Annotated in this window: 7 protein-coding genes and 1 tRNA gene; 2 read left to right on the plus strand and 6 right to left on the minus strand. The window is 54.5% G+C overall.

The window, feature by feature from the left end; all coding sequences use genetic code 11:
• Positions 1-129 precede the first annotated feature (129 nt).
• From eno to rlmD, 5 genes are all read right to left on the minus strand, one after another.
• Positions 130-1,425, minus strand: coding sequence for a phosphopyruvate hydratase (eno, locus tag G506_RS0105355; RefSeq protein ID WP_028115967.1), 1,296 nt, complete (start codon positions 1,423-1,425; stop codon positions 130-132).
• 70 nt (positions 1,426-1,495) lie between these two features.
• Complete coding sequence (locus G506_RS0105360) at positions 1,496-3,133, minus strand: CTP synthase (RefSeq protein WP_028115968.1); 1,638 nt, start codon at positions 3,131-3,133, stop codon at positions 1,496-1,498.
• 198 nt (positions 3,134-3,331) lie between these two features.
• Positions 3,332-4,150: a nucleoside triphosphate pyrophosphohydrolase gene (gene mazG, locus G506_RS0105365; protein WP_084631178.1), complete on the minus strand. Its 819-nt coding sequence runs from the start codon at positions 4,148-4,150 to the stop codon at positions 3,332-3,334.
• A gap of 151 nt (positions 4,151-4,301) precedes the next feature.
• Positions 4,302-6,494 (minus strand): GTP diphosphokinase, encoded by a 2,193-nt coding sequence (relA, locus tag G506_RS0105370; protein ID WP_028115970.1) that lies wholly within the window; start codon positions 6,492-6,494, stop codon positions 4,302-4,304.
• 60 nt (positions 6,495-6,554) lie between these two features.
• Complete coding sequence (gene rlmD, locus G506_RS0105375; protein ID WP_028115971.1) at positions 6,555-7,886, minus strand: 23S rRNA (uracil(1939)-C(5))-methyltransferase RlmD; 1,332 nt, start codon at positions 7,884-7,886, stop codon at positions 6,555-6,557.
• 95 nt (positions 7,887-7,981) lie between these two features.
• Between rlmD and barA the strand changes: the two genes are divergently transcribed.
• Together barA and G506_RS0105385 are read left to right on the plus strand one after the other, a co-directional pair.
• Positions 7,982-10,717 (plus strand): two-component sensor histidine kinase BarA, encoded by a 2,736-nt coding sequence (gene barA / locus G506_RS0105380; RefSeq protein WP_028115972.1) that lies wholly within the window; start codon positions 7,982-7,984, stop codon positions 10,715-10,717.
• 11 nt (positions 10,718-10,728) lie between these two features.
• A complete protein-coding gene (locus G506_RS0105385; protein WP_028115973.1) occupies positions 10,729-11,331 on the plus strand; it encodes a YjaG family protein in 603 nt (200 codons plus the stop codon).
• 123 nt (positions 11,332-11,454) lie between these two features.
• Here the strand turns inward: G506_RS0105385 and G506_RS0105390 are convergent.
• Positions 11,455-11,530: transfer RNA gene (locus tag G506_RS0105390), tRNA-Glu, on the minus strand.
• Positions 11,531-11,543: the final 13 nt, after the last annotated feature.

An 11,543-nucleotide genomic window follows, 5' to 3' on the forward strand; every position in this document is an offset into this window, starting at 1 on the left:
TCAGTTGTCAGTTGTCAGTTGTCAGTTTGCAGTTATTAGTGGTCAGTAGGTAGTTAACGGTCTTTGGCGCAAACAAAAGCCCCAGTCGGTTTCCCGACTGGGGCTTGTTTTATCTGCGCAGGGCTGAAATTAACGCTTACCGTTTACTTCCGCCAGACCACGGTATGGTGCCTGTGCACCCAGCGCTTCTTCGATACGCAGCAGCTGGTTGTACTTGGCAACACGGTCAGAGCGACACAGTGAACCGGTCTTGATCTGGCCAGCCGCAGTACCTACCGCCAAATCAGCGATGGTGGCATCTTCGGTTTCACCAGAGCGGTGTGAGATAACCGCGGTGAAACCGGCGTCTTTGGCCATCTTGATCGCATCCAGAGTCTCGGACAGAGAACCGATCTGGTTGAACTTGATCAGGATCGAGTTGCCAATGCCGTTGTCGATGCCGCGCTTCAAAATCTTGGTGTTGGTTACGAACAGATCGTCGCCGACCAACTGGATCTTGTCGCCCAGCAGCTTGGTCTTGTAGGCCCAACCGTCCCAATCGGACTCATCCAGACCGTCCTCGATGGAAACGATTGGGTACTGCGCTACCAGCTCCGCCAGGTAGTCAGAGAAACCGTTAGAATCGAACGATTTGCCTTCGCCAGACAGTACGTATTGACCGTCTTTGTAGAACTCCGACGCGGCGCAATCCAGCGCCAAAGTCACGTCTTTGCCCAGCTCGTAACCGGCTTTTGCAACCGCGTCTTTGATCACTGCCAGCGCATCGGCGTTGGAGGCCAAGTTTGGTGCAAAGCCACCTTCATCACCCACCGCAGTGTTGAGGCCTTTGCCTTTCAGTACTGCTTTTAGCGCGTGGAAAATTTCAGCGCCCATGCGCAGACCTTCACGGAAGTTGGCTGCGCCAACTGGCTGCACCATGAACTCTTGGATATCAACGTTGTTATCCGCGTGCTCACCGCCGTTCAAGATGTTCATCATCGGCAGAGGCATGGAGTAAACGCCTGGGGTGCCGTTGAGCTCGGCAATGTGAGCGTACAGTGGTATGCCTTTGGCTACCGCAGCCGCTTTAGCCGCCGCCAGAGATACCGCCAAAATCGCGTTGGCGCCCAGTTTGTCTTTGTTTTCGGTACCATCCAGATCGATCATGATCTGATCCAGTTGCCGCTGTTCACGGGCGTCTTGACCAATCAGTGCCGGCGCGATGATGTCGTTAACGTTAGCAACGGCTTTCAACACCCCTTTACCTAGGTAACGGCTGTTATCGCCGTCACGCAGTTCCAAGGCTTCGCGGGTACCGGTAGAAGCGCCTGATGGGGCACATGCCATGCCCATAAAGCCGCCTTCTAGGTGTACTTCGGCCTCGACGGTAGGGTTACCGCGTGAGTCCATCACTTCACGACCAAGTACTTTAACGATTTTTGCCATGATGGCTTCCTTTCATTAGTGATTACAAAAACAAAAAAGCCGAACCCAATGGGTTCGGCTAGGAACTGGCTTAGTTCAGCTGCCCTTTAGCAGCGGCTGCGGAGGCTTTCACGAAACCTTCAAACAGCGGGTGACCATCGCGTGGGGTCGAAGTAAATTCTGGGTGGAACTGACCAGCGACGAAGAATGGGTGGGATGGGATCTCAATCATCTCAACCAGCTTCTTGTCGGCAGACAGACCAGAGAACACCAGACCGGCCTTTTCCAAGGTATCGCGGTAGTTGTTGTTCACTTCGTAACGGTGACGGTGACGCTCGATGCAGGTGTCGTTGCCGTACAGCTCACGGGCTTTAGAGCCTTCAACCAGGTGACACAGCTGCGCGCCCAGACGCATGGTGCCGCCCAGATCGGAAGTGGCGCTGCGCTCTTCAACGTTACCTTCGTTATCCAACCACTCGGTGATCAGACCCACGACTTGGTGTGGCGAGTTGCTGTCGAACTCAGAAGAGTGCGCGCCAGCCAGACCAGCAACGTTACGAGCGTAATCGATCAGTGCAACCTGCATCCCCAGACAGATACCGAAGTACGGTACGCCGTTTTCACGAGCGTAAGCGGCAGCGGCAATCTTACCTTCTACGCCACGCTCACCGAAGCCGCCAGGTACCAGAATGCCATCGATGCCTTCCAGTACTTCAACGCCACGGGTTTCAACGTCTTGCGAGTCGATGTATTTGATCTTCACCTGTACGCGGTTTTTCAGGCCAGCGTGCTTCAGTGCTTCGTTCACTGACTTGTAAGCGTCTGGCAGTTCCACGTACTTACCAACCATACCGATGGTTACTTCACCAGTTGGGTTGGCTTCTTGGTAGATTACGTTTTCCCATTCGGTCAGATCCGCTTCTGGTGCGGTCAGGCCGAAACGGCGAATAAACAGATCGTCCAGGCCTTGGGACTTCAGCAGTGCTGGGATCTTGTAGATGGAATCTACGTCCTTCATCGACACTACCGCTTGCTCTTGTACGTTACAGAACAGCGCGATCTTCTTACGCTCGTTGGCTGGGATTGCGCGATCAGAACGACACACCAGTACGTCAGGCTGAATACCGATAGACAGCAGCTCTTTAACGCTGTGCTGGGTTGGCTTGGTTTTCACTTCACCGGCAGCGGCCAGGTAAGGAACCAGAGTCAGGTGCATAAACATCGCACGCTCACGGCCCAGCTCTACCGCCAACTGGCGCAGTGCTTCCAAAAATGGCAAGGATTCGATATCACCAACGGTGCCGCCAACTTCAACGATGGCAACGTCGTGGCCTTCAGCGCCGGCGAGAACGCGTTCTTTGATGGCGTTAGTGATGTGTGGGATCACCTGAATGGTGGCGCCCAAGTAATCACCACGGCGCTCTTTACGCAGAACGTCAGAGTAGATTTTGCCGGTGGTGAAGTTGTTGCGCTTGCTCATCTTGGTGCGGATGAAGCGCTCGTAGTGACCCAAGTCCAGATCGGTCTCGGCGCCGTCTTCGGTAACGAATACTTCACCGTGCTGAGTCGGGCTCATGGTGCCTGGATCTACGTTGATGTAGGGATCCAGCTTCATCATGGTGACATTTAGGCCGCGAGCCTCAAGCAGTGCCGCAACCGATGCCGCTGCAATGCCTTTACCCAACGAGGAGACAACCCCGCCCGTAACGAAGATATAGTTAGTTGTCATGCTGAACCTGAACAAAATAGGGATTTTCATTGTCCGGCAGCAATAGAAGAAGGGCCGCCAACAATGACAAATAGGACGGGACAATAGTTTACTCGATTCACCCAGGACCGGCAATCGAATAGACCTTCAAAAAGGCTTAAATGCTTGCGTTTGCGCAAACAATCCACAACCACCCTACTACTGAACAAATCACGACCCTTAGTTGCGTTTTTTCTCGGCAATTTTAACCTGCTGCCAAAACTGCTCCAAGCGATCTAGCCCCGCTTTTTCGATATCAATGCTGGCATCACGGCAATGTTGTTCGACCCCACGAAAACGCCGCTCAAATTTGGCGTTGGCCAAGCGCAGTGCTTGTTCCGGTTCCACCTCTAAGTGGCGGGCTAAATTCACTACTGCAAACAGCAGATCGCCGATCTCCTCTTGCACCAGCTCCTGACGACTGTCGGCATGCAAGGCTTCGGTCATCACCTCGCCCAGCTCTTCGGTGACCTTATCGGCAACCGGCCCTAAGCTGTCCCAGTCAAAGCCAACCCGCGCCGCCCGTTTTTGCAATTTGGCACTGCGCGACAACGCTGGCAGATTCAGCGGCACGTTAGCCAGCGCACTGACCGGCTTACCGGCCAGCGCGTTATCGGCACGCTCTGCGGCTTTGAGCGCTTCCCACTGCCCAGCCACCACTTCGGTACCGGCAAACACGTGGGGATGACGTTGCTCCAGCTTGGCATTGAGTCGTTTGACCACCTCAATAAAATCAAACTGGCCCTGCTCTTGCCCAAGACGGGCATAAAACACCACTTGAAACAGCAGATCACCCAGTTCACTGCTGAGCTCTTGGTAGTCACCACGCTCAATCGCATCGGCCACTTCATAGGCTTCCTCTAGGGTATGCGGCACGATCGAGGCAAAGTCCTGCTTAAGATCCCACGGACAACCGTGTTCGGGGTGACGCAGACGCTCCATGATCGCCAACATCCGGGCAATGGGTTCCAGTGGCAGTGGCGGCAAACAAGTGGTCATAGCAATGCTTATTAATATCTAAAAAATTGGTTAAGGCTGAGGATAGCGGCTGTCAATCAAGGAGAGCGATTGAAGACCCTCACTTCGGAGATCAAAATCAGGGCTCTACGTCGAAATCATTCGACGTAGAGTGGCAGCGACTAGACCAGCCTTAAAGTCGACGGGCTTCGATGACGCCGGACAACTGCCCCAGTCGTGACAAGATCCGGCTTAATGACGCCATATTGTAGAGCTCCATTTTCAGCTCGACGGTGGCGGTCTGCTGCTTGGTGTCAGAGCTTGAGCGCATCTCCAGCACGTTGCTTTTCTCATTGGCCAGCACCGTGGTGACGTCCCGCAGTAAGCCGGAACGGTCGTTGGCCATTACCCGCAAGGTAACATGGTAACCACCGCTGTAGTTCTCGCCCCAGATCACCTCGACCCCACGCTCAGGGTGTTGGCTCAACAGATTGGCAAGTTGCTCACAGCCTTCGCGGTGCACCGATACGCCGCGGCCTTGGGTGATGTAACCTTCGATGGCATCCCCCGGCAGTGGTTGGCAGCAGTTGGCGATGTGAGTCAGCAAATTACCAACGCCGTTAACCTCGACGTGACCTTGGTTTTTCTTCGGTCGGTTTAGCCCCTGCTTGGCCACCAGATCCTCGACCGCTTGTTGCTCGTCGAAGTTCTCGCGAGCACTGCGGCTTTGAATGTGATTAATCACCTGCGTCAGACGGACATCGCCACCACCAATGGCAGCCAACAGATCGTCAATACTGTGCAGGTTAAAGCGCTCGACCGCACTAGCCAGATCACTCTGCTCCAACCCCAGCTTATTCAGTTCGGCATCGAGGATCTCTCGCCCAGCGGCGAGGTTCTTATCGCGATCTTGGGCTTTAAACCAGGTGTGGATTTTGGCCCGCGCCCGGCTGGTATGGATGTAACCGGCGTTGGGATTAAGCCAATCGCGTTTCGGGTTCGGCTGCTTGGCGGTGATGATCTCGACCCGTTGGCCGGTCTCCACCACGGTGGTGAACGGCGAGATCCGCCCATCAATCTTGGCACCGATACAACGGTGGCCAACCTGCGAGTGGATGTAATAGGCAAAATCGAGCACGGTTGCGCCGGCGGGCAAGTCAACCACATCGCCGTTAGGGGTAAACACGTAGACCCGATCTTCAAAGACCTGCGAGCGAACCTCTTCCACCAGACTGCCGGACTCGGCGACATCTTCCTGCCACGCCAAAATCTTGCGCAGCCAGTTGATCTTGTTTTCAAAGCCCGAGCTCTTGCCGGTACTGCCCTCTTTGTACTTCCAGTGGGCGGCCACCCCAAGCTCAGCGTCATCGTGCATCTGCCGGGTGCGGATCTGGATCTCCACGGTTTTACCCTGTGGCCCCATCACCACGGTGTGGATCGACTGGTAGCCATTGGGTTTCGGAGTCGCAACGTAATCGTCAAATTCATTGGGCAGGTGACGCCACAAGGTGTGCACCGCCCCTAACGCAGCATAACAGTCCTGCAGCCGTTCGGCGATAATCCGCACCGCACGCACGTCGAACAACTCGTCAAAGGCGAGGTTCTTCTTCTGCATTTTGCGCCAGATGCTATAGATGTGCTTAGGACGGCCATAAACCTCGGCCTTGATGCCCTCATCGTCCAGATGCTGTTGCAAGGAGCTAACGAACTGCTCCATGTACTGTTCACGGTCGATGCGTTTGCCATCAAGCCAATGGGCAATCTGCTTGTAGGTGTCTGGGTGCAGATAGCGAAACGCCAGATCTTCCAGTTCCCATTTGAGCTGACCGATCCCCAAGCGGTTGGCCAGCGGGGCATAGATGTCCCGCACCTCGCGGGCCAAAATCACCCGCGTCTCTTCATCGGCGGTTTTCACTTCCCGCAGCAATACCACCGCCTCGGCCAGTTTGATCACCACCGCGCGCACGTCTTCGACCATCGCCAAGAGCATCTTACGAATGGTGTCGACTTGATTACCGTCGGGGTTGGCGTTACGCAGCGTGCGGATCGCCCCCATCACCTGCACCGCTTGCACTAAATTGCGCATCGCCATGCCCTGCTGCGCTTCCAGCGCATCGAGGGTCAACAGGCCAGAGTCAACAAATACGTAGAACAGGGTCGCCCGCAGGGTTTCCATATCCATATTCAGCGGCAGGAGGATCTCGACCATCTCTCGGCCACGGCTAAGCCGCGCGGTTTTTAGCGCCTCATCGCCGCTAACCATCCGGCAGGTGGCAAAGGTATCCTGCAGTTGCTGCGACAGTTCGGCACTAAGGTGCAACTGCGCCAGCCACTGCTCGACATTATGTTCTGCGTCGCCAAAATGAATGTGTCTTACCGAAACCATGGGGGGCGATCCTCCTCCTGAACTCGCCGCCGAAGCGTGATTTTTATAATCTTTTTGCGATTAAGCGCGCACGAATAGCGCCATCGATTCCAGATGGCCAGTATGCGGGAACATATCCACCAGACCAAGCTTGGTCAGCTGATAACCATGCTGGCTGAGCAATTTTGCATCTTGTGCCAACGACAATGGGTTACAAGAGACATACAGCACCCGCTTTGGCGCCAGCTTTGGCAACCACGCCAACGCGCCACCGGCACCGGCACGAGCCGGATCCAACAACGCCCAATCGATGGTGGTCTTAGCCCAGTTAGCCTGCGGCACTTCACCGTTCAGATCGGCGCTGTAAAACTCAACATTGGCAAGACCCAGCTCTGCTGCACGGGCACGGCCGCGCTCGGCCATCGCTTCGATGCCCTCAACCCCAATCACCTGCTTAGCGCGAGTCGCCAACGGCAAGGTAAAGTTACCGCCGCCGCAGAACAGATCGAGGCCCACTTCATCGGCGGTCGGTGCCAGCCACTCAAGCGCCTGCGCCACCATCTGCTGGTTGACCTGATCGTTAACCTGATAAAAATCCCCCGGCAGCATTGCCGCCGCCGGTAACTGGTTGCCAGTTTGGTAATGCAGTGGTGCACTTGGTTTGCCATCGAGATCAATGATCTGCTGGCCGTTATCAAGCCGCAGCAGACAGCCTTGTTTATCAGCAAAATCGGTCAAGCGGGTGCGTTCTTTATCGTTGATGGCACGCATCAGACGCAGCACCACCACTGCGCCTTCATCAACCAACAGCAGATCGATGTGGCCGAGGGCTTTAGCTAGCGCCATCGGCCCTAGACAGGCGGCCAACGGCGCGATCAACGCTTGCAATGACGGCGCTAATACTGGGCATTCACGTAGCGCAATCACCTCATTGCTTTGCGCTTTACGAAAACCCAATTGCAACTGCCCTTGATGAAAAGCGGTGCCTAGGCGCGCGCGGCGACGGTAGTGCCACTCGCCCGCGGCGATCGGTGCCGTCAATGGTGGCAGCGGTTGTTTCAGGTGATGACTTAGCAAGGTAGTCAGTGCTTGTTGTTTCCACTGACGCTGCGCTGGCGCATTGGCATACTGCAACTGACAACCACCACAAACGCCAAAATGGCGACAACGCGGGGCGCAGCGTTCTGGGCTGTCGCTCAACCGTTTTAGCACTTTGCCAGTCGCAAAACGGCCTTTATCTTTGGTCAGCTGCACCTTGGCGCGCTCTTCTGGCAACAGCCCAGCGACGAACACCCGTTTGCCATCGACACTGGCCACCGCCTGCGCTTGATGATCAAGGGCGTCTGCGGTTAGCTCAATGGATTTTGCTAACGGCTTCTTTTTGCTGGATTTGGGAGAGAAGAACTGGGCCATAACTGCTCGATATGCTTACAATGTGCGGATAAATTGCTGATGCCAGAGGCAATGTGCCTAAGGCAGCAATCGTGTATCGAGCTATTGTCCCATAGATGAAAACCGCGACCAAATACAGCCTGCGCAGTTGGGTAATGGTACTGGCGCTCGCGCCAACCATTTTAGTCGGCACCATGCTGGCGCTCTACTTTACCAACAGTCGCTTTGCCGAATTGGACCAAACTCTGCTCAAGCAGGGGGTCAACCTAACGGCGCCACTGGCGATTGCCGCTGAATATGGGCTGCAATACCATGACCGCGAACACACCAAACGACTGCTCGATACCACTCATCAACAAAACGCCGGGTTAATTGAGACCATTACGGTATTTGACCGTGACCATCACCCGTTTGTTAGTAGCAACTATCATCACGACCTTGAGTTGCTGATGCTGGATGACAGCAGCTCTATGCCCAACGGCATCGATGTCCAACATTTTGGCGACACCGTGGTGATGTGGGCACCGATCCGCAGCAATCTCACCTTGTATGGCAACCAACAACAGATGGAGCCACAAGGCTATGTGGCGGTGCAACTGAACAAACACGAAGCGCTGCTGACCCAATATCGTGCTGGTGTGGCCGCCTTTATTATCGTGTTGATTGGGGTTCAACTAAATCTGCTGTTTACCTTCCGGCTGCTGAAAAACGTGACGCAACCGATTACCGCTATGGTTAGCGCGGTAGCGAAGATCCGCGAAGGCAAATTGGATACCCGTCTCAGCGGTGATCTGATCGGTGAACTGGATGATCTTAAGCGAGGCATCAATGCCATGGCGGCGTCGCTGGCCGAATACCACGATGAGATGCAGCAAAATATCGATCAGGCCACCTCGGATCTGCGTGAAACCCTCGAACAGATTGAGATCCAAAACGTCGAGCTGGATATCGCCAAGAAGCGAGCACTGGAGGCCAGCCGAATTAAATCGGAGTTCTTGGCCAACATGAGTCATGAGCTACGAACTCCGCTCAATGGCGTGATTGGCTTTACCCGACAGCTGCTGAAATCACCTCTGCAAGATAACCAGCGTGATCAACTGCAGACCATTGAACGCAGCGCTGCCAATCTGCTGGCGATCATCAACGATATTCTCGACTTTTCTAAGCTTGAAGCGGGCAAAATGACCTTAGATAAGGTGCCGTTCTCGCTGCGCGACAATGTCGATGAAACTCTACAACTGCTGTCCCATAGCGCCCATGAAAAGGGCTTAGAGTTGGTGCTAGACATCGATCCGGCGCTGCCGGATAACCTCAATGGCGATGCGATGCGGGTACAGCAGATCCTCACCAACTTAGTTGGCAACGCCATTAAGTTCACTGAGACCGGCAGCGTCAACGTGCGCTTGGATCTGGCCGATGAAAGCGACCAGCATGTACAGCTTCGTGGCGAGATTAGCGATACCGGCATCGGCATCAATGAAGAGCAAAAACCGTTGCTGTTCCAAGCGTTTGCACAGGCCGACAGTTCAATCACCCGGCGCTTTGGTGGTACCGGGCTGGGGTTGGTGATCACCAAACGGTTGGTGGGACAAATGGAAGGCCAAATTGGCTTTAGCTCGCAGCAACAGCAAGGCTCCACCTTCTGGTTTACCTTGAAACTGGAAAAGGGGTTGTTCCAGATGAACCAAGATTTAAACCAGCAAAGCTTGGCCGGACAATCGGTACTGCTGATCGAGCCACACAACAGCAGCCGCCAAACCCTGACGCGGCTGCTGCGCAATTGGAAGATGGACGTCGAGGCGGTGGCGCAGCTTAGCCAAGTGCGTGGCAAACAGTTCTACCACCTATTACTGACCAACGAGATCTGCGACGACGGCGAACAGTTGCAGCAGTTGCAGCGCCAATATCGCAGCAATAAAGTGCTGTTCTTGTGCAACAGCAAACCGCAACCATGGCAGCAACAGTGGTGCCAGCAAGGGCTGGCGCAATATATTGGCAAGCCGGTAAGCCAGCGTCGCTTGGCCGGATTGTTGATGAAGCCGCCAGTGGCAGTGCAAACGCCGATTACTGAACCGCAACCTGCGCCGACAGCCATCGAAGCCATTAAAAAGCCCAACGACAACAAACTGCTGCCGCTGCGTGTATTGGCGGTGGATGACAACCTCGCCAATCTGAAACTGATCTCGTCGTTGCTGGGTGAAATGGTGGCACAAGTCGATATTGCCAGTGGCGGTCGCCAAGCGTTAACGCTATGCCAGCAACACAGCTACGATGCGGTATTTATGGACATTCAGATGCCCGATCTGGATGGCCTAAGAACCACCGAACTGATACGTAAAAGCTCTCGCAGTCGACACTGTCCTATTATTGCGGTGACAGCGCACGTGCTTGGCCAAGAACGCCAACAATTGTTAGCCGCAGGGATGGACGACTACCTGACCAAGCCGATCGATGAAGCGATGCTGCAAGAGCGCCTAAACCGCTGGACTAAAGCGCCGAATCAGGGTCTTAGCGATGTGATCGATTGGCCACTGGCACTAACGCAAGCCGGCGGCAATGAGGCTCTTGCGAAGGAGATGCTCAGTCTGCTGGTCGATAGCCTGCCTGAAACACGACAAGGGCTGGATCAAGCGATGGCGATCAACGACAATGCCGCCCTGCAACAACAGATCCATAAGCTTCATGGCGCTACTTGTTACTCTGGAGTGCCGGCGCTACAGAAACTCTGTGCGCAATTGGAGAGCAGTTTAAAGCAGGGCCAAACCATGGCCGAGCTCGAACCTGAGCTGCTGGAACTGCAAGACCAATTGGATCAAATCACTACCGCCGCTAAGCACTTCTTAGCCGCCTAATGGAAGCAACAATGACCGCCAAACCTGGTTTCTTTACTCGCATTAAAACTCTTGAACTGTGGCAGAAGACTCTGTTTGCCACCGCCCTTACCGAGCGCATGCTGCCAAACTACCAACTGTTTGCCGAGATGACCGAACAGGAAGATGGCGAGAAACCTCAGGTCGCGCTGGATCTGCTGTGGCAATCGCTGTACGACCGTAAGTTCAAGCTGAATCTGGAACGTCTGATCAACCAAATGGAAGAGTTGATGCCAGATGAAGAAGCGCACGACACCTACGCGGTATACCCAGCGATGGACATGCTGACCTCACTGATCACCATCTTCAGTGCCATTCAGCAAAAGATTGAGACCGATCTGATCAACATCTCCAAACTGTCCTCCTCCACCGTTGCTGCTTTTATTGAAGCCAGCGAGCAACCGGATGTCGACAGCGAAGATGCCCTGGACGACTATGTGTTTGAGCACGAGCTGATGCAGCAAGAGCGCGAGATCCAAGAGCAGCTACTGGATTACATTGAGTCACTGGAAAAACCATTCCCAGATGAGATCAAGGGACTGCGCAAAGAGATGCGTGATGCTGGGATCTCCAACATCGGTGTTAGCCTGGACTAAACGGCGACTTCTCAATGCAACCGAGCCCTCTGATCAGAGGGCTTTTTAATATCTATCGGTTGGCGTAATTGGCCAAACGCAGAAAAGCAAAAAGCCACTCAGTGAGTGGCTTTTTGCTTAATATGGCGTCCCCTAGGGGATTCGAACCCCTGTTACCGCCGTGAAAGGGCGGTGTCCTAGGCCTCTAGACGAAGGGGACTTAGGACGTATCA

It is taken from the genome of Ferrimonas senticii DSM 18821, from assembly GCF_000422665.1.
In the GTDB taxonomy this organism is placed as follows: Bacteria; Pseudomonadota; Gammaproteobacteria; order Enterobacterales; family Shewanellaceae; genus Ferrimonas; species Ferrimonas senticii.